Here is a 16,775-nt window from a genome sequence, read left to right on the forward strand (position 1 = left end):
GCCGCGATGCCGCCGAACGGCTCCCCCGCGGCACGTATCGTCGCCGACGTGACCGACGTTCATGCGCACCTGAGCTATCCGAGAGCCGAACGCGACGACCTCGTCGAGGACCTGCACGGACACCGCGTCGCCGACCCGTACCGGTGGCTGGAGGACCCCGCCGACGAGCGCACCGAGGCCTGGTCCGCGGCCCAGGACCGGCTGGCCCGCGAGTGGCTGGACCGGTTGCCCGGACGCGAAGCGATCTCGTCGCGGCTCGCGTCGCTGCTGAAGTCCGGCTCGGTCGGCGTCCCGGTGTGGCGCTCTGGTCGCGCGTTCTTCAACCGCCGCCAGCCGGACCAGGAGTTCGGCGTCGTCGGCGTGCGCGAGCCCGACGGCACCGAGCGGGTGCTGCTGGACGTGACCGAGCTGGACCCGTCCGGGCTGACCACGCTGGACCGCTGGTCGCCGAGCCGCGAGGGCGAGCTGCTGGCCTACCAGATCTCGGTGGGCGGCGACGAGGAGTCGAAGCTCTACGTCATGGACGTGACCAGCGGCGAGGTGGTCGAGGGCCCGATCGACCGCTGCCGCTACTCGACGATCTCCTGGCTGCCCGGCGGCGCGGAGTTCTACTACGTGCGCAGGCTTCCCCCGGAGCAGGTGCCCGAGAGCGAGGAGCAGTTCCACCGCCGGGTCTACCGCCACCGGGTGGGCACCGATCCGGACGAGCACGACGTGCTGGTGCACGGCGAGGGCCTGGACCCGACCTACTACTACGGCGCCGGGGTCTCCGACGACGCGCGCTGGCTGATCGTCCACGGCAGCCCCGGCACCGCCCGCCGCGACTCGGTGTGGATCGCCGACCTGGCCGGCGACGGCGAGCTGCGCCAGATCGTGGACACCTCGGACGGCTACCGGGTCGGCGCCTGGGTCGAGCCGGACGGGCGGATGTACGTGATGACCACGCTGGACGCGCCGCGCTGGCGGCTGTGCGTCACCGACCCGGAGCGCCCGGAGCCGGAGAACTGGACCGAGCTGATCAGCGAGGCGCCGGACTCGGTGCTCGAGGACGTCGACCTGTTCGACCCCGGCGACGGGGACCCGCGGCTGGTGGCGCTGTGGACCCGGCACGCGGTCTCCGAGGTGACCCTGCACGACCCGGCCACCGGCGCGAAGACCGCCGACCTGCCGCTGCCCGGCACCGGCGAGATCACCGCGCTGCGCACCGTCGACCAGCGCACCACCCGGGACCGGGACAAGATCTGGATCGGCTGGACCGACTTCGCCACCCCGCCGTGCGTGCACGTCTACGACCACGCCACCGGCGAGGTGTCGCTGGAGCAGGCCGCCCCGGGCGCGGTGGAGCTGCCCGAGGTGCACACCCGGCAGGTGACCTACCGCTCGGCCGACGGCACCGAGGTGCGGATGTTCGTGCTCAGCCCGGTGGCCGAGCCGGACCGCCCGCGGCCGGCGTTCCTGACCGGCTACGGCGGCTTCTCGCTGTCCCGCACCCCCGGGTACATGGCCAGCGCTCTGGCCTGGGTGGCCGCGGGCGGCGTCTGGGCGCTGCCCGCGCTGCGCGGTGGCGGCGAGGAGGGCGAGCAGTGGCACACCGACGGGATGCGCGAGCGCAAGCAGCACACCTTCGACGACTTCCACGCCGCCGCCGAGCACCTGATCGACGCGGGCTGGACCACGGCCGACCAGCTGGGCATCTCCGGCGGTTCGAACGGCGGGCTGCTGGTGGGCGCGGCGCTGACCCAGCGCCCGGAGCTCTACCGGGCGGTCGTGTGCTCGGCGCCGCTGCTGGACATGGTGCGCTACGAGCGGTTCCTGCTCGGCCGGACCTGGAACGACGAGTACGGCACCGCGGAGGACCCCGAGGAGCTGGGCTGGCTGCTGTCCTACTCGCCGTACCACAACGTGACCGAGCACACCGCTTACCCGTCGGTGCTGTTCACCGTCTTCGAGTCGGACACCAGGGTCGACCCCAACCACGCCCGCAAGATGTGCGCCGCGCTGCAGCACGCGAGCGGCTCGGACCCGGCCAAGCGGCCGATCTTGCTGCGCAGGGAGACCGAAGTGGGGCACGCCGCCCGTTCGATTTCCCGTACCGTGGGGCTCGCGACGGACCAGCTCGCGTTCCTGGCGGACGCGACAGGTCTCACGTTCGACTGAGCCGGCGATAACGCCGGGCGAACCGAATTCGATGCAGTACGTGCGCGGCGGGGCGTGCACGTCCTTCGGACGGTGCTCGCCCGACAACCCCCGTCCCCGCCGGCCGCACCGCAAAACCCGTGGAGAACCCCGAATCCATGAACCTGCCACTGCTGACCCAACCCCCGACGTGCGAGCAGGACGCCCGCTGGTGCCACATAGTCCTGGACTGGACGAAGAACGAGTGGCTCGCCTCCTACGCGGACCTGCTCGTGGCCAAGCCGCTGCAGATCCTGACGATCGTGCTGGTCGCGCTGGTGATCCGCTGGATCCTGCACCGCATGATCACCCGCCTGACGCAGGGCAACGGCAAGCCCCCGAAGCTGTTGTCCCCGCTGCGCGAGCGACGTGGTGACAGCCTGACCGCCGAGCTGCTCTCCGAGCGCAGGCAGCAGCGGGCGCGCACGATCGGCTCGGTGCTGAAGTCGCTGGCCTCGTTCGTGGTCTTCGGCCTGGCCGTGGTCTACGTGCTGCAGGTGCTGGGCATCCAGATCGGCCCGGTGCTGGCGTCGGCCGGTGTGGTCGGTGTCGCGGTCGCGTTCGGTGCGCAGAACCTGGTGCGCGACTTCCTGTCCGGGATGTTCATGCTGGTCGAGGACCAGTACGGCGTAGGCGACGTGGTCGACCTCGGCGAGGCCACCGGCTCGGTCGAGGCGGTGGGCCTGCGGGTCACCACGCTGCGCGACATCAACGGCACCGTCTGGTACGTCCGCAACGGCGAGATCCTGCGGGTGGGCAACTCCTCGCAGGGCTTCGCGGTGGCGGTCGTGGACTTCCCGATCTCGCACAAGTCCGACGTGCAGAAGGCCATCGAGGTCGCCACGCAGGTGGCCACCGAGGCCGCCGGGAAGGAACCGCTGTCCAAGGACGTCCTGGAGCCCCCGCAGATGCTGGGCGTGGACTCGATCACCGCGGACACCGTGACGCTGCGGCTGACGGTCAAGGTCCGCCCCGGCAAGCAGTGGGCGGTGCAGCGCAGGCTGCGCGTGGACATCAAGCGGGCCTACAGCGACGAGGACATCGAGCCGCCCTACCCCGCGGGCCGGCCGGTGCCGAACCTGCAGAACCCCAGCTGATCACCAGCGGAAACCCTCGTAGGCGGTGCGCGCCCCCGGGGGTTTCCGCCTCGTTGTGACGTTTCGCATCGCCGTGGGGGCCGAGCGTTCACCCTCGCCTGAGAGGATGGGGTTGTGACTTCCGTGGATAGTTTCTACGAGCAGGTCGGCGGCGAAGCGACCTTCCACCGGATCGTGGCCCGCTTCTACGAAGAGGTGGCCAAGGACGAGCTGCTGCGACCGCTGTATCCCGAGGAAGACCTCGGTCCTGCCGAGGAGCGGCTGCGCCTGTTCCTGATGCAGTACTGGGGTGGCCCGCACACCTACTCCGACCAGCGCGGCCACCCGCGGCTCCGGATGCGGCACGCGCCGTTCAAGATCGGACCCGCCGAGCGCGACGCCTGGCTGCGCTGCATGCGCATCGCGGTCGACGAGGCCCAGTTGGCTCCGCAGCACCGCGAGCAGCTGTGGCAGTACCTCGAGATGGCCGCCAACAGCATGATGAACTCGTGGTTCTGACCGAACCGGACCGACAAGCAAAGGACCCGTTCATGCAGGTGGGCAACGGCCCCGACCTGGACGGCGCCCCCTGGTGGTGGGACGCCGTCTGCTACCAGGTCGATGTCGGCGCGTTCGCCGACGTGGACGGCGACGGCGTCGGCGACCTGGAAGGCTTGCGCGCCCGGCTGGGTTACGTGGAACTGCTCGGCGTGGACGCGGTCGTGCTGGCCGGGGTCGCCGGCGGCGACCCCAACTCCACCGAGCTCGCGGACCTGCTGGCCGAGGCGCGGGGGGCCGGCCTGCGCGTGCTGCTGGCCCTCGACGTCGATCCGGCTCGAACCGACCCCGGCCCGGTGCTGCGCCCGTGGCTGGACGCGGGGCTCGACGGCTTCCACCTCGCCCCCCGCAACGACCCGAACGACGCGGTGGCCGCGGTGCTGGCCGACTACCCGGACCGCGTGGTGATCGGCAGCGGCACCGGCAACTGGCACCTGCTGTTCGGCCTGGACCTGGCGGTGGCCGGGTTCTCGGCGGGCCCGGTGCAGAACGCGATCGACGCCGTGCTGGGTGGCGAGGGGCCGCGCCCGGCGTGGGCGATGGCCAGCCGGGACACCTCGCGGATCCGCGACCACGCGGCGCTGACCCCGGTGCGCGCGATGGCGCTGGTGCAGCTGGCGCTGCCGGGCGCGGTGTGCCTGCGGCACGGCGAGGAGCTGGGGCTGCCGGGCACCGAGCGGATCCGGATGCCCTGGGAGGGCGACCGCTCCCCGTTCGGCTTCTCCACTGCCCAGGGCGACTGGCCGTCGATCCCCGACGACTGGGTGGAGTTCACCGTGGAGGCCCAGCTGGAGGACCCCGACTCCACGCTGTCGCTCTACCGGCACGCCCTGGAGATCCGCAGCACCCACCCGGCCTTCGTCGGCGAATCGGTGGAGTGGTTCGGCGCGCCGGAGGACTGCTTCGCGTTCCGCCGGACCGGCAGCAGCCTGATCTGCGCGTTGAACACCTCGGCCGAGCCGGTTCCGCTGCCACCCGGTGAGCTGCTGCTGAGCTCGCGCCCGGTGGCCGGCGGCGCGCTCCCGCCGGGGACGGCCGCCTGGCTGGCGTGATCGACGCCTCACTCACCCGGACAGGTGGAGATGGCCGCCGCGCCGCTATGTAGGTTGCAGGCGACCGCCACCGAGACACCGTGAGAAGCCATGACCACCGTTGCGCCCCGATCCGGTTCAGCGCAGGCCACCCGCGCCGGGCGACTGGTCGGGGTCGACGTCGCCCGGTTCTTCGCCGTCTTCGGGATGTTCTGCATCCACTTCGCCGTCCCGTTCACCACGGGCGCCGTGCACGACCGGATCAGCGAGTTCGCCGGTGGGCGCTCGACCGCGCTGTTCACCCTGCTGGCCGGGGTGTCGCTGGCGCTGATGACCGGGCGCCAGGAACCGCCGACCGGGGCGAAGCTGCGCGACGCCCGGCTGCGGGTCGCGGTGCGCGCCGGAATCCTGCTGGTGGTCGGCTGGATCCTGGTCAAGGCGACCGAGGACACCGGCTTCCTGCTGACGGTGATCATCCCGTTCTACGGGATGTACTTCCTGCTGTCGGTCCCGTTCCTGCGGATGCGCTCGCGCGGTTTGATCACCGCGGCGGTCGTCGCCGTGCTCGCCGGGCCGCAGCTGTCGTTCGTGCTGCGCGGGTGGGTCGAATCCGACACCCCGCTGGCCGGGCTGGTGGCGATGGTCAACTCCGTCGACCCGGCGCACCAGTTCGCCGACGAGGGCATCTTCGACCTGCTGCTGCTCGGCTTCTACCCGGCGATGTCCTACATGCCGCTGGTGCTGGCCGGTCTGGCGGTCGGGCGGATGGACCTGCGCTCGACCGCGACGCGGGTGTGGATCGCCGCGGTCGGCCTGGTGCTGGCGCTGGGCGCCCGCTGGCTGTCCAAGGCGCTGGTGATCACCGAGCCGCCGGGGCCCAACGACGGGACCGTCGACGTCCACCACCCGGAGTGGCTGCTGGACGCCAGCTCGCACTCGGGCACCAGCTTCGAGATCGTCAGCGCCGCGGGCGTGGCGCTCGTCGCGCTGGCGGTGTGCCTGGCGGTCGCCGATCTCGCGGGCAAGTGGATCACGCCGCTGGCCAACGCCGGGTCGATGGCGCTGACCCTCTACGCGCTGCACGTGCTGGTGATGAACTGGCAGGTCGTGGTCGGCGGATGGCACCTGTGCGGCAAGCCGCAGTGGATGACCGAGCTGGCCACCGCGGGACCGAACCTCCCGCTGGACGACCCGGAGCTGCCGTCCTTCCCGCGCGACGCCAGCGAGCCCGAGGGCCTGGCGCGGTTCGTGAACATCTACATCGCGGAGATCTTCCTGATCTTCGCCCTGGCCTTCGCCAACCTCTGGCGCCGCTTCTTCCGCCGCGGCCCGCTCGAGGCCTTCACCAGCGACGCCGTCGTCTGGTGCATGAAGCGCCTGCAACCGCGCGCCTAGAACCCCGCCCGGCACCGCGGCGGTGCCGCGCCCGCGCACTTTCTCCTCGAAGGTCAGCAGGCGCGGGGCGCGGGCTCTTGATGGAAAAGTGCGCGCCCCCGGGCCGGTCTTCCGGCCGCGGAGCGCGCGCTCGCGAGCGCGGGCGCTGTGGCCCGGAGAGCGGTGGCCTCAGATCAGCAGCGGTAGGAGGGCGTGGCGGCGGCGGGTGACCGCGCCGTAGCGCGAGTCGAGGCGCAGCCAGGAATCGGTGGCGCTGACGCGGACGATCTCCGACTCCGACGGGCTGGGGACCAGGAAGCCCATGCCGGAGAGGACGAACAGGCAGCGCAGCGGGACCTTCACCTCCAGGCCCGAGCCGGAGACCGTGAAGACCTCCTGGTCCAGCAGCGAGGCCGGCGGGGTCCCCTTCGGGCCGACGTTCTCCTTGGCCACGCCGATGCCCCGCTCGGCGACCTCGCCGACCAGGGCCGCGGGCAGGTCGTCCACCCGGTGCCAGCCCTGCTGCGGAGGCAGCTCGGAGTGCCACATGATGTCCTTGGGCGGGCCCGGGTCCATCACCTCGCCGCCCGCCACGGTCAGCGTGGCCAGCAGCTCGTTGCCCGAGACCGTGACGTCCGAGGGGTCGACCTGTCCCACCACCGAACGGGTGCACAGCGCGTCGAACGGGGTCGCCGCCCACGCGTCCACCCGGTCGGTGCCGGGGCGGTTGCGCATCCGCACGAGGGCCTGGGAGTCCAACCGGACGGCGCGGGCGACGAACGCGCCCAGGTCGTCGCGTTCGGTGGCGTCCGGCATTCGCAGTTCAGGCACGGTGCGGCTCCAAATCGACCTGCCACTCGGACAGGAAATCGCGCTCCGGGGCGGTGAGCCTGCGCGGGCGCCCCGCCTCCAGGTCGTAGGGGACCATCAGGGTTTCCGCGGTGCACACCGCTTCCTCGGCGAAGGCGGTGTAGTCCATGACGAACGACGCGGCCTTGAGGTCGCGCACCGAGATCCGCACCTGCAGCGACTTCGCCTCGTAGACCAGCGGGCTGTGGTAGTCGATCACGACGCGGCCCACCACCATGCCCTCGGCCATGCCCTGCAGGCCCCGCCGCTCCGCCTCGTTGAACAGCAGGTCGGCGCGCGCTTCCTCCAGCAGTGTGATCGTCCTGGCGTGGTTGACGTGACCGAACGCGTCCATGTCGGACCAACGCAGCGCCACTTCGGCTACGAACGCGCCCACCGGGGAAATCCCTCCTCACCGTGCGGGCGGCCCGCGGCGCTGGGCCGCGAGCCGCCCTCGTTCATCGGACCATGCTGCGCAGCTGGCGAACGGCCACCGACAAGGTGGCCAGGTCCAGCCTGCCGGAACCGGCGATCTGCTCCAGCGAGGAGTTCGCCCGCGCCAGCCGCGAGGAGTTCGCCGACTCCCAGCGCGCGATCTTCTGCTCGGGGTCGTCCTCGGGTTCGCTGGTGCGCAGGACGTCGATGGCGATCGCGCGCAGCGAGGCGTAGAAGTCGTCCCGCAGCGCCAGCCTGGCCAGCGCGTGCCACCGGCTGTCCCGCTCCAGGCCGTTGACCGCCTGCAGCATGAGCTCGAACCCGAGGTGCTCCCACAGGGCGTAGTACAGGTCGGCGCTCTCCTGCGGGCTGCGCTCGGCGCTCACGCCGGTGTCCCGCTCGGCGAGCTCGGCGACCTCCCGGATGTCCAGCAGCGCGAACGCGTCCAGCAGCACCGCGACCCGCTCGGCCAGGTCCACCGGCACGCCGGCCTCGATCCAGCGCTCGACCTTCTCGGTCACCGCCGCGGCGGCGTGCCCGCGCAGCAGCCCCCTAACCGACGGGAACAGCGCGCTGACCACGGGCCGGAACCGGGCGATCTCCGCGCCGATGGCCAGCGGCTGCGGCCGGTTGGTCAGCATCCAGCGCGAGGCCCGGTCGAGCAGCCTGCGGCTCTCCAGGACCAGCTCGTCGGCGACGGTCGCGGGGACCTTGCCGCCCAGCTCGTCGATGCGCCGCCACAGCTCGGGCAGGTCGAAGACCTCGGTGACCACCTCGAAGGCGCGCACCGCGTCGGTGCTGGACGCGGCGATCTCCTCGGAGAGCCGGTAGGCGTAGGAGATCCCACCCCCGTCGACCATCTCGTTGACCAGCATCATCGTGATGATCTCCCGGCGCAGCGGGTGCGACGGGATCGCCTCGGCGTAGCGCTCGCGCAGCGGCCGCGGGAAGTACTCGATCAGCCGGTTGCCGAAGGCCTCGCTGTCGGGCAGGTCGCTGGCCTGCACGTCCTGCTTGAGCTTGAGCTTGACGTGGGCCATCAGGGTGGCCAGCTCCGGCGAGGTCAGCCCGGCACCGGAGCGCTCCAGCTCGCGGAACTGCTTCTTGGTGGGCAGCGCCTCCAGCTCGCGGTCCAGGCCGGTGGTCTGCTCCAGCTCGACGACCTGGCGCGCGTGCACCGGCAGCATCGAGGCCGCGTGCGCGCGCGAGACGCCCAGCACCTCGTTCTGCGAGTGGTTGTCGGCCAGCACCAGCTCGCCGACCTCGTCGGTCATCTCGGCGAGCAGCTCGTTGCGCTGCGGCCCGGTGAGCCTGCCGTCGGCGACCAGCCGGTCCAGCATGATCTTGATGTTGACCTCGTGGTCCGAGCAGTCCACCCCGGCGGAGTTGTCCAGCGCGTCGGTGTTGACCTTGCCTCCGGTGCGGGCGAACTCGATGCGGCCCAGCTGGGTCAGGCCCAGGTTGCCGCCCTCGCCGACGACCTTGACCCGCAGGTCGGCGCCGTCGACCCGCACCGCGTCGTTGGCCTTGTCGCCCACCTCGGCGTGCGTCTCGGAGGCGGCCTTGACGTAGGTGCCGATGCCGCCGTTCCACAGCAGGTCGGCCGGTGCGAGCAGGATCTTCTTGATCAGCTCCGGCGGCGCCAGCGCCTCCACCGACTCGTCGATGCCCAGCGCCGCGCGGATCTTCGGGTTCAGCGGGATCGACTTCAGCGAGCGCGACCACACGCCGCCGCCCTCGCTGATCTTGGTCCGGTCGTAGTCGTCCCAGGTCGAGCGGGGCAGCTGGAACAGCCGCTGGCGCTCGGCGAAGGACACGGCCGCGTCCGGGTCCGGGTCGATGAACACGTGCATGTGGTTGAACGCGGCGACCAGCTTGATGTGCTCGGAGAGCAGCATCCCGTTGCCGAACACGTCACCGGCCATGTCGCCGACGCCGACCACCGTGAAGTCCTGCGCCTGGGTGTCGTGGTCGAACTCCAGGAAGTGCCGCTTGACGCTCTCCCACGCGCCCTTGGCGGTGATGCCCATCGCCTTGTGGTCGTAGCCGACCGAACCGCCGGAGGCGAACGCGTCGCCCAGCCAGAAGCCGTAGTTCTTGGCCACCTCGTTGGCGATGTCGGAGAACGTCGCGGTGCCCTTGTCGGCCGCGACCACCAGGTAGGTGTCGTCGCCGTCGTGGCGGACCACCTGGCGCGGCGGCTCGACCTGGCCGGCGACCAGGTTGTCGGTGAGGTCGAGCAGGCCGGAGATGAACATCCGGTAGCAGGCGATGCCCTCCTCCTGCGCGGCCTTGCGGTCCACCGCCGGGTCGCCGGTGGGCGCCGGCGGGCGCTTCACCACGAACCCGCCCTTGGCGCCGACCGGGACGATCACCGCGTTCTTCACCGCCTGCGCCTTGACCAGGCCCAAGATCTCGGTGCGGAAGTCCTGCCTGCGGTCCGACCAGCGCAGACCGCCGCGGGCCACCGAGCCGAAGCGCAGGTGCACGCCCTCCACCCACGGCGAGTAGACGAACACCTCGTACTGCGGGCGCGGCTCGGGCAGCCCCGGGATCTCCCGCGGCTCCAGCTTCAGAGCCAGGAACGGCCGCGCGCGGTCGCCGGCGTCCACGTAGTGGTTGGTGCGCAGCGTGGCCAGGATCAAGCTCAGGTAGTTGCGCAGGATCCGGTCCGCGTCGAGGCTGGTCACGTCGTCGATCAGCGAGCCGACCTGCTCGGTTAGCTCGGCGACCCGCGTCTCCCGCTCGGCCTCGGACAGCGCCGGGTCGAAGCGGGCCTCGAAGAGCTGCACCAGCGCGGTCGTGGTGGCGCGGTGCTCGAGGATCGTCTCCTCGATGTAGTCCTGGGTGTAGGCGATCCCGACCTGGCGCAGGTACTTGGCGTAGGCGCGCAGCACCGCGGCCTGCCGCCAGTCCAGTCCTGCGCGCAGCACCAGCGCGTTGAACCGGTCCACCTCGGCGTTGCCCACCCAGGCCGCGCGGAAGGCGTCCTCGAACCGCTGCCGCAGCGAGTCCAGCAGCTGCGGATCGGTGCTGTCCAGCAGGCCCGGCTCCAGCCGCAGGCCGAAGTCGTTGATCCAGTACTTGCGCCCGGTGTGCTCGAGCACCATCTCGTAGGGGCGCTCGTCGACGACCTCCACGCCCATGCTCTGCAGCACCGGCAGCACCCGCGACAGCGTCACCCGGCCGCCCACGTAGATCTTGAAGCGGCGCTGGCCCGCGCTGGCGTCGCGCGGCACGTAGAAGGACATGTCCAGGTCGTCCGGCCCGTCCAGCGCCTCCAGCCTGCGCAGGTCGGCCAGCCCCTTGGCGGCGGTGAAGTCCTCCTTGTAGGCCTCCGGGAAGGCCCTGGCGAACTGCAGGCCGATCTGGCTGGTGGCCTCGGCGGGCGCCCCGGCGCGCTGCTCGCCGCCGGACTGCTCGGCGTCGACCTCGGCGAGCATCTGGTCGTCCCAGGTGTGGATGGCCTCGTCGAGCCGCCGCTGGATGCGCCCGAGGTCCGGCTCCACCTGGTGGTCCGGGTCGGTGTGCACCACGAAGTGCACCCGCGCCAGGATCGACTCGCCGACCCGCGTGCTGTACTCCAGCCCGGTGCCGCCGAGCTCGTCGAGCAGCACCTCCTGCATGGCCAGCCGGGAGCTGGTGGTGTAGCGGTCCCGGGGCAGGTAGACCAGGCAGGAGAAGAACCGGCCGTAGGAGTCGCGGCGCAGGAACGGCTTGATCTTGCGCCGCCCGGCCAGCGCCAGCACGCCGGTGATGGTCTCCTGCAGCGTGTCGAAGTCGGTGGAGAACAGCTCGGTGCGCGGGTAGCTCTGGATCTCCTCCAGCATCCGCTGCCCGGAGTAGGACTCCAGCGGGAACCCGGCGCGGTGGATCACGTCGCGCACCCGGCGCTCCACGAACGGGATGTCCAGCACGTCCTCGTGCAGCGCGGTGGTGGTGAACAGCCCCAGGAACCGGTGCTCCCCGGTGACCTCGCCCGCGGCGTTGAAGGTCTTCACGCCCACGTAGAACGGGTGCACCGGGCGGTGCACTGTGGACGGAGCGCTGGCCTGGGTGAGCACCAGCAGCTTCTTCGACAGCGCCGCGGCCTGCGAACCGGGCCCCGCGGTCAGGCTGCGCGCGGCGACGCTGTCGCTGCGCAGCACGCCCAGACCGGAGGCCAGCACGGCCTGCAGGGCCGGGTCCTCGCCGTCCTCGCGCACCACCTCGTAGTGCCGGTAGCCGAGGAAGGTGAAGTGACCGTCGGCCAGCCAGCGCAGCAGCCCGGCGCCGTCGTGCACGTCCTCCTCGGCCAGCGGCGGCGGGTCCTGCTCCAGCTCGTCGGCCAGCGCCCGCGCGGTGGCGTGCATGCGCTCGGTGTCCTCGACCACCTCGCGCACGTCGTTGAGCACCCCGGCCAGGTCGTGGTTGAGGGTCTCCAACCGCTCCGGGTCGCTGACCTGGCCGATCTCGACGAACATCCAGCTCTCGGCGATGGCGTCGGCGGGCGGGTCGGCCGGGTCCGCGCTGGGCAGCACCTCCAGCAGCTCACCCGCGACGTCGCGGCGGACCACGACGATCGGGTGGATGATGCGCAGCACCTCGGCGCCGGCGCGACCCAGCTCGGCTATCAGCGAGTCGACCAGGTAGGGCATGTCGTCGGTGACGGTCTGCACGACCGTGGCCTGATCGCGCCAGCCGTCCTGCTCGCGGGTGGGGTTGAACACCCGCACCAGCGGGCGCCCCGCGACGCGGGCGGCGGCCAGGGCGTGATGCGTCTTCAGCGCACCGACCAGGTCGGTCGGGTCGTCGTCGACGAGTTCGTCGGCGGGCACGTGCCGGTAGTAGGCACGCAGCAGCTCGCGGAGTTCGGGTGCGAACTCCACGGCCCTGTCCAGCAGCCGCTGCTTGGCCAGTTCGGGGTTCTCGGACTGGTCACCGGACTCGGTGCTCACTTGTTCTCCGGTCGTCAACTGTCCGGGATTCGAGGTCATCTTCAGGCAGCTCCACGCATTACGGCACCTCGTTGTGCCAACGTCTCCACCTTAAGCCTGCCAGTTCCCCGGCCCGGGGCCGGGCACTCGCCCGTAGTCGCAGGTGAAGAAGGCCGCAAGGATCGATGACCGGCGGGTTTCTCAGCGCAACGGATCCGCCGCCGCGGTATCCAAACCGGGCTTGCGGTGGCGGGCGCCCGGGCCGTGATCCGGATCATCCGATGTGGACTCCCCGGCCGCGCCGGGGCTGCGGTGCGATCCGCCGGTTCCGGGCTCGCGGCTGCCCGCCTCGTAGGCCTTCATCGCCTCCGCCAGCAGGTCGCCGAGCCCGGCGTCGGCGCTGGGCTCGGGTTCCGGCGCGGGGTCGGGTTCCGGTTGCGCGGCGGCGGGTTCCTCGGCGTACCTGCGTCGGCGGCCGGGCTTGTGGTCGGCGGGGAGGTCGAGCCCGGCGCGGATCTCGGCGAGCGACTTGCCGCGCGAGCGGCGTCCGCCGACCTCTTCCTCGGCGGCGGGTTCGGGCTCCGGCTCCGCGGGTTCGGGTTCCGGCTCCGCGGCGCCGTAGGAGGCCAGGTCGATCCCCAGCTGCTCCAGCAGCGAGGTGGCCGTCGCGCGGGGCTCCGCGGAAACCGGCGCGGGATCGTCGTCGACCAGACCCGGAAGCTCGTCGTCCACCTCCTCCGAGGCGAGCGGGCCGGGGTCCGCGGGCAGCGGATCGCTCTGCCACTCGCGCTCCTGCTGCTCGGCGGTTCCGGCGGCGCCCCCGGTCAGCCAGGGCGGCTGGTCGGAGAGCGCGGCGAACTCCACCCGCAGCTCCGGCATCGCGGGCTCGACGGGCTCGGGATCGGCGAGTTCGGGCCCCTCCGGTCCAGGAGCGGCAGGTCCGGGACCTGGTCGCGGTCGCCGGCGGGAAGCCTCGGGCTGCTCGGCGCCGCCGGTCAGGCTCTCCAGCAACCGCCGGGCGGCGTCCTGGGTCTCCGCGTAGCCGCGCAGGTCGGACGGGTCGACCTCGGCGACCGGCTCGGGTTCGGGCTCGGGCTCGGCGACCGGCTCGGGCTCCGCGCCGCGCGACTCCCCGTCCACCGCCAGGCCGAGGAAGGCCGCCCAGTCCGGCTCGATCGACTCGACGGGCTCGTCCGGCTCGGCGGCGGGTTCGGGCTCCGGGGCCCGCGCCGGCAGCGCGGCCTCCGGCTCCGGATCGGCGCACCTGCGGCGGCGCGGGGGTTCGGGCGCGTCCGGCTCGGGAGCGCGGGGTTCGGGCGCGACGGAGAGCGTCCTGCCCGGTGCCACCCGCTTCGCGGTCTCCGGCGGGAACTCGGTGAGCAGGCTCATCCGCGCTTCGTGCACGCGGGAGCGCCAGCGGCGGTCGGCCGAGTAGGCCTCGCGCAGGGCGCGCAGCGCGGCCTCGCCCTCGGCGGCGCTCTCGTGCGCGCGGGAGAGGACGTTGAGGGCCTCGGCGCGCAGTCCGTCGAGCTCGTGCCGCTCGGCGATCGCGGCGGTCTCGCCCAGCACCCGCACCGCCGAGGCGTGGTCGCCCGCGGGCAGGTGCACGCGGGTGGCCAGGGCCAGCCCCAGCCAGCCCAGCGGACCCGCCTCGGCCGCCCGCACCGGACGGGAGAGCGCTTCGCGCGCCGACTCCACGGACTCGGCACGTCGCCCCAGGTCGAGCAGGGCCTGCACGCGCTCCAGCTCCAGCCGGGCGCGGACGCCGCCGCCGTCGGCCTCCGCATCGGTGAGCGCGTCCAGCAGCTCCAGCCCGGCATCGGCGGCCGCGACCGCATCGCCGAACTCGCTGATCCTGCGCAGGTGACCGGCGCGCGCCGCCCAGACCCGGGAGGTGAGCAGCCGGGTGACGTCCCGGTTGCTCGCGCAGCCGGCGTAGAGCCGCTCGGCCTCGTCGAGCACCCGGGTGCGCTCGTCGACGTCGCGCCTGGTCGGCAGCGCCGCGGCCATGGCCAGCAGGGCGTGCGCGCGCAGCCCGGGCTCGATGCGCTCGCGCTCCAGCTCGGCGCGCAGGATCCGCAGCGCCACCTCCTGGCTGCCCGCGCTCCCCGCGCACCAGGCCAGTTCGATCCGCAGCCGGGTCAGGACCTCCGGATCGCCCGCGGACTCGGCGTCGCGCACCGCCGCCAGCGCCCGGCCGGTCGCGGGCACGCCGCGACCCAGCCGGTTGCTGGCGAACACCGCCAGCGCCTCCGCGCTCAGGCGGGAGATCCGGTCACCGGTGCGCCTGGCGAGCGCGACCGCCCGATCACTGAGCACCAGAGCCACTTCCGGAACCCGCCACCGCATGTGCCACGCGGGGTCGAGGATTCCGGAAGCCGAATCGGGTTGCGGTGAAGCGGGCACGCTCGCCACGGCGCCTCCGATCTCAGTGCCTGTCCTTTTGAATTTGCTGCGCTACCGAGGTGCGACCGTCGCGGGCGCGGAGGCGCCGAGCGGCGCCGGGACGGTGCACGACCTCCCGGCGTCCGCGCGGCCCACCGGCTTCCGCTCCCCGCACCACCGGGCGGGACGCGCGCGTCGGGCAGGTCGTCAGCCGCGGGTCAGCTTGCGGTGGGTGACCCGGTGCGGGCGCGCCGCGTCTGCCCCCAGCCGCTCGATCTTGTTCTGCTCGTAGCCCTCGAAGTTGCCCTCGAACCAGAACCACTTGGCGGGGTTCTCCTCGTCGCCCTCCCAAGCCAGGATGTGCGTGGCGACGCGGTCCAGGAACCACCGGTCGTGGGAGATGACCACGGCGCAGCCCGGGAACTGCTCGAGCGCGTTCTCCAGCGAGCCCAGGGTTTCCACGTCGAGGTCGTTGGTCGGCTCGTCCAGCAGGATCAGGTTTCCGCCCCGCTTGAGGGTCAGCGCCAGGTTCAGCCGGTTGCGCTCACCACCGGAGAGCACGCCCGCGGGCTTCTGCTGGTCCGGGCCCTTGAAGCCGAACGCGCTCACGTAGGCGCGCGAGGGCATCTCGACCTGGCCGACCTGGATGTAGTCCAGGCCGTCGGAGACGACCTCCCAGACGTTCTTGTCCGGGTCGATGTTCGCGCGGTTCTGGTCCACGTAGGACAGCTTGACGGTGTCGCCGACCTTGACCACGCCGGAGTCCGGTTCCTCCAGGCCGACGATGGTCTTGAACAGGGTCGTCTTGCCGACGCCGTTCGGGCCGATGACGCCGACGATGCCGTTGCGCGGCAGGTTGAACGACAGGTCGTCGATCAGCAGGTTGTCGTCGAAGCCCTTCTTGAGGTGCTCCACCTCCACCACGACGTTGCCCAGCCGCGGCCCCGGCGGGATCTGGATCTCCTCGAAGTCGAGCTTGCGGGTCTTCTCCGCCTCGTTGGCCATCTCCTCGTAGCGGGCCAGGCGGGCCCGGGACTTGGTCTGCTTGGCCTTGGCGTTGGAGCGGACCCACTCCAGCTCGTCCTTGAGGCGCTTCTGCAGCTTCGCGTCCCGCTTGCCCTGGACCGCCAGGCGCTCCTGCTTCTTCTCCAGGTAGGTGGAGTAGTTGCCCTCGTAGGGGTAGGTGCGGCCGCGGTCCAGCTCCAGGATCCAGCCCGCGACGTTGTCCAGGAAGTACCTGTCGTGGGTGACGGCCAGGACGGCGCCCGGGTAGTTCGCCAGGAACTGCTCCAGCCACAGCACGCTCTCGGCGTCGAGGTGGTTGGTGGGCTCGTCGAGCAGCAGCAGGTCGGGCTTGCTCAGCAGCAGCTTGCACAGGGCGACCCGGCGGCGCTCACCTCCGGAGAGGTGCTTGACCTCCGCGTCCGGCGGCGGGCAGCGCAGGGCGTCCATCGCCTGCTCCAGCTGGGAGTCCAGCTCCCACGCGTCCGCGTGGTCGAGCTCCTCCTGGAGCTTGCCCATCTCCTCCATGAGCTCGTCGGTGTAGTCGGTGGCGAGCTGCTCGGCGATCTGGTTGAAGCGGTTGAGCTTCACCTTGATCTCGCCGACGCCCTCCTCGACGTTGCCCAGGACGGTCTTCTCCTCGTTCAACGGGGGTTCCTGCTGCATGATGCCCACGGAGTAACCCGGGCTCAGGAACGCCTCACCGTTGTTCGGCTGGTCGAGTCCCGCCATGATGCGCAGCACGGTCGACTTGCCAGCCCCGTTCGGCCCCACGACGCCGATCTTGGCGCCCGGGTAGAACTGGATGGTCGCGTTGTCGAGGATGACCTTGTCACCGTGCGTCTTGCGCACATTCTTCATGGTGTAAATGAACTCGGCCATGCCGTGAATCGTAGTTGCGCGCGGTACCCGACCTCTCAGCCGGTCCCTCAGCGGCAGCACGCGCCGTGACGAACCCCTCACCAGGGACGTCG

10 protein-coding genes are annotated in these 16,775 nt (G+C 71.8%); 5 read left to right on the plus strand and 5 right to left on the minus strand.

Annotation, left to right across the window (positions count from 1 at the left end; all coding sequences use genetic code 11):
- The first annotated feature begins 48 nt into the window (after positions 1 to 48).
- The 5 genes from ACFQRI_RS12645 (at position 49) to ACFQRI_RS12665 (ending at position 6,235) form a co-directional block, all read left to right on the plus strand.
- Positions 49 to 2,157 (plus strand): prolyl oligopeptidase family serine peptidase, encoded by a 2,109-nt coding sequence (locus tag ACFQRI_RS12645; RefSeq protein WP_380667956.1) that lies wholly within the window; start codon positions 49 to 51, stop codon positions 2,155 to 2,157.
- A 137-nt stretch (positions 2,158 to 2,294) separates the two neighbouring features.
- A complete protein-coding gene (locus ACFQRI_RS12650; protein ID WP_380667958.1) occupies positions 2,295 to 3,272 on the plus strand; it encodes a mechanosensitive ion channel family protein in 978 nt (325 codons plus the stop codon).
- 123 nt (positions 3,273 to 3,395) lie between these two features.
- Entirely contained in the window at positions 3,396 to 3,770 is a 375-nt protein-coding gene (locus ACFQRI_RS12655) for a globin (RefSeq protein ID WP_380668065.1), read from the plus strand.
- A complete protein-coding gene (locus ACFQRI_RS12660; RefSeq protein WP_417750620.1) occupies positions 3,761 to 4,861 on the plus strand; it encodes an alpha-amylase family glycosyl hydrolase in 1,101 nt (366 codons plus the stop codon). Before ACFQRI_RS12655 ends, ACFQRI_RS12660 begins: the two co-directional genes overlap by 10 nt.
- A 90-nt stretch (positions 4,862 to 4,951) precedes the next feature.
- Entirely contained in the window at positions 4,952 to 6,235 is a 1,284-nt protein-coding gene (locus tag ACFQRI_RS12665; RefSeq protein WP_380667961.1) for an acyltransferase family protein, read from the plus strand.
- A 168-nt stretch (positions 6,236 to 6,403) separates the two neighbouring features.
- Here ACFQRI_RS12665 and ACFQRI_RS12670 read toward each other — a convergent pair whose 3' ends face one another.
- The 5 genes from ACFQRI_RS12670 to ettA all read right to left on the minus strand — a co-directional run bounded on the left by ACFQRI_RS12670 (position 6,404) and on the right by ettA (position 16,683).
- Entirely contained in the window at positions 6,404 to 7,045 is a 642-nt protein-coding gene (locus tag ACFQRI_RS12670; RefSeq protein WP_380667963.1) for a DUF8010 domain-containing protein, read from the minus strand.
- Positions 7,038 to 7,460, minus strand: a complete 423-nt coding sequence (locus tag ACFQRI_RS12675; RefSeq protein ID WP_380667965.1) for an acyl-CoA thioesterase — start codon at positions 7,458 to 7,460, stop codon at positions 7,038 to 7,040. Before ACFQRI_RS12675 ends, ACFQRI_RS12670 begins: the two co-directional genes overlap by 8 nt.
- 61 nt (positions 7,461 to 7,521) lie before the next feature.
- Positions 7,522 to 12,474, minus strand: coding sequence for an NAD-glutamate dehydrogenase (locus ACFQRI_RS12680; protein ID WP_380667967.1), 4,953 nt, complete (start codon positions 12,472 to 12,474; stop codon positions 7,522 to 7,524).
- A gap of 141 nt (positions 12,475 to 12,615) precedes the next feature.
- Positions 12,616 to 14,733, minus strand: a complete 2,118-nt coding sequence (locus tag ACFQRI_RS12685; protein WP_380667969.1) for a hypothetical protein — start codon at positions 14,731 to 14,733, stop codon at positions 12,616 to 12,618.
- 273 nt (positions 14,734 to 15,006) lie between these two features.
- Positions 15,007 to 16,683 (minus strand): energy-dependent translational throttle protein EttA, encoded by a 1,677-nt coding sequence (gene ettA, locus ACFQRI_RS12690; protein WP_380667971.1) that lies wholly within the window; start codon positions 16,681 to 16,683, stop codon positions 15,007 to 15,009.
- Between the last annotated feature and the right edge of the window lie 92 nt (positions 16,684 to 16,775).

Origin of the sequence: Saccharopolyspora griseoalba, assembly GCF_042665275.1 — a bacterium.
Lineage (GTDB): Bacteria > Actinomycetota > Actinomycetes > Mycobacteriales > Pseudonocardiaceae > Saccharopolyspora > Saccharopolyspora griseoalba.

What these genes read in the sequence shown, in the direction of transcription:
- ettA (WP_380667971.1), bottom strand. Translation starts at nt 16,683, where the DNA reads ATGGCCGAGTTCATTTACACCATGAAGAATGTGCGCAAGACGCACGGT.
- ACFQRI_RS12650 (WP_380667958.1), top strand. Translation starts at nt 2,295, where the DNA reads ATGAACCTGCCACTGCTGACCCAACCCCCGACGTGCGAGCAGGACGCC.
- ACFQRI_RS12680 (WP_380667967.1), bottom strand. Translation starts at nt 12,474, where the DNA reads ATGACCTCGAATCCCGGACAGTTGACGACCGGAGAACAAGTGAGCACC.
- ACFQRI_RS12665 (WP_380667961.1), top strand. Translation starts at nt 4,952, where the DNA reads ATGACCACCGTTGCGCCCCGATCCGGTTCAGCGCAGGCCACCCGCGCC.